The organism is Priestia sp. BR_2 (genome assembly GCF_041954005.1).
GTDB classification, from domain to species: domain Bacteria; phylum Bacillota; class Bacilli; order Paenibacillales; family Paenibacillaceae; genus Paenibacillus_AQ; species Paenibacillus_AQ lautus_A.
The window spans coordinates 1-1,960 of record NZ_JAVFHM010000235.1 but is presented as its reverse complement, the minus strand read 5'-3'; the positions used below and the strand labels follow the sequence as shown (position 1 = coordinate 1,960).

Annotated in this window: 2 protein-coding genes; both read left to right on the top strand. The window is 37.2% G+C overall.

Features of this window, described 5'->3' with window-relative positions; all coding sequences use genetic code 11:
- Window positions 1-425: 425 nt before the first annotated feature.
- Complete coding sequence (gene ttdA / locus RB298_RS19120) at window positions 426-1,337, top strand: L(+)-tartrate dehydratase subunit alpha (protein ID WP_223272420.1); 912 nt, start codon at window positions 426-428, stop codon at window positions 1,335-1,337.
- Window positions 1,334-1,945: a L(+)-tartrate dehydratase subunit beta gene (gene ttdB / locus RB298_RS19115; protein WP_486048039.1), complete on the top strand. Its 612-nt coding sequence runs from the start codon at window positions 1,334-1,336 to the stop codon at window positions 1,943-1,945. Before ttdA ends, ttdB begins: the two co-directional genes overlap by 4 nt.
- The last annotated feature ends 15 nt before the right edge of the window (window positions 1,946-1,960 follow it).

The window sequence follows — 1,960 nt, the reverse complement described above, 5'->3', positions numbered from 1 at the left end:
CTCATAAGATATTCACATTAAGCTGATTTACATGAAAGAGATAGGAATAGTGGCACGATCTCTATCCATGAGTAAAAAACGTGTTTTATACCTAGCGATCATCCCTGATGAAGGACTTTGAAAAGTGATAAACAGTATGGTTATATGTGCTGGCTCATTTAGCTAAAGTAGCAGGAGATAACTTTTTGAAAGCGATTTCTTACTGTGGTGATGTGAATATTACTTAGAAAGTAGGCGTATGGTGGATGAGAAATAATTAGAAAAAACTTAAACATGGTTTTGTTGTTTGTAGGGTCACTTAAGTTAGCCAAAGCAATCAACATAGCTGAAACTTGGAGGGAATGTAGATTCTATCTCTAGAGCTTTTGGAGCCACCAATCTTATTCTCTGTCTAAAAAAATTAAATATAAAAAAGGAGAGTTATTATGAGCGTTATTATGGATAAGATACAGCAAAAAGAAAAGATGACTGATTTGATGGCGAAATTTGTATCTCTTGTGAGTTATAAACTTCCTGATGATGTAGAAAATAAACTGAAAGAGCTAAGTAAAGATGAAAATAATAAGCTTGCAAGAACTATTTATAAAACTATGTTTGAAAATCAGAAGCTAGCTTATGAGTTAAAGAGACCTTCCTGTCAGGATACAGGTGTTCTCCAGTTTTTTGTTAAGTGCGGACAGAACTTCCCCTTAATTGGGCAGTTAGATAGTATTTTGAAGGATAGTGTGTATAAGTCAACTCAAGAAACGCCATTGAGACACAATTCTGTAGAAACATTTGATGAATACAACACAGGAAAGAACGTAGGTGACGGTTCACCAAGTATCTTTTGGGAAATCGAAGAAGACAGTGACAAAGTGGAAATCTATACGTATATGGCAGGAGGAGGCTGTACTCTACCTGGAGTGGCAACGGTTCTAATGCCGGGTGAAGGCTATGAAGGGGTAGTGAAATTTGTGCTCGATCGGATGACTAGTTATGGAATTAACGCCTGTCCGCCACTTCTTGTAGGCGTAGGGGTCGGTACTTCTGTTGAGACAGCTGCCATGAACTCTAAAAAAGCACTTATGAGACCTGTTGGAAGTCATAATGAAAATGAAAATGCTGCTAAGATGGAAAGACTTCTTGAAGATGGAATTAACGCTATTGGCCTTGGACCGCAGGGGCTTAAAGGAGCTAAATCTGTCATGGGTGTAAATGTTGTAAATACAGCAAGACATCCCTCTACTATTGGAGTTGCAGTGAATACAGGTTGCTGGTCCCATAGACGAGGAAAGATCACTTTTGATAGTAATTTAAATTATGAAATTAGTACTCATGAGGGGGTAACACTATGAGTAAAAAAGTATTAACAACACCTATAAAGGATGAGGATCTTAAGGGAATTAAAATTGGAGACATTATCTACCTAACAGGTACACTGGTTACTTGCCGAGATGTTGCCCACAGGAGACTTATAGAAGAAAAAATTCCTTTACCCGTAGATCTTAAAGGGAATGCTATTTTTCATGCTGGCCCGATTGTTAGAGATTTAGGAAATGATGAGTATGAGATTGTTTCTATCGGTCCCACCACGAGTATGAGAATGGAAAAGTTTGAAAAGGAATTTATTGAAGAAACAGGTGTTAAACTCATTGTCGGAAAAGGTGGAATGGGTAAGAATACAGAGGAAGGATGCAAAACTCATAAAGCACTTCATCTTGTCTTTCCAGCTGGAAATGCTGTTTATGCAGCAACAAAGGTGGAACAAATCAGAGAAGTACATTGGAAAGACCTTGGTATGCCTGAATCTCTTTGGGTTTGTGAAGTAAACGAATTTGGTCCTCTTATTGTGTCTATTGATGCGGAAGGAAATAACATCTTTGAAGAAAATAAGGTAGAGTTTAATAAAAAGAAAGAAGAACAATACAAGTTAATCAGTGAACAGGTAAGATTCATCAAATAAGTTATGGAGTTGATG